The organism is Psychrobacter sp. TB20-MNA-CIBAN-0197 (assembly GCF_040309765.1).
In the GTDB taxonomy this organism is placed as follows: Bacteria; Pseudomonadota; Gammaproteobacteria; order Pseudomonadales; family Moraxellaceae; genus Psychrobacter; species Psychrobacter submarinus.
In genome coordinates this window covers 1-254 of sequence record NZ_JBEOPC010000993.1, presented here as the reverse complement: position 1 = coordinate 254, position 254 = coordinate 1, and the positions used below count along the sequence as shown (strand labels likewise).

At 46.1% G+C, this 254-nt stretch carries 1 protein-coding gene; it reads right to left on the bottom strand.

The genetic code is table 11. The annotated features are described in order from the left end of the window. Positions 1 to 254, bottom strand: a 254-nt coding sequence (locus AAEY83_RS16870; RefSeq protein WP_351060947.1) for a hypothetical protein, incomplete at both ends; no start/stop codon positions are given.

The window sequence follows — 254 nt, the reverse complement described above, 5'->3', positions numbered from 1 at the left end:
AAGATTTTGCTTTGGCTATTGATTGAGGTTAGCCACTGCTGCGCGGCTTGGGTGCTGATGCCCAGTGCATTGGCGTAGGCCGCTACTGCATCTGATGTGATGGTTTGCTCTTGAGAGTACGCTAGGTTGCTATTTAAGTTGCTATCTAAGCCGACGTTTAAAATAACTGGCGAGTTGCTAGCGCGCAAAATAAATACAGTGCTTAGATAAGCGATAGCCGAAATGGTTAAGGCCAATATTGGGTAGTCTTGGAT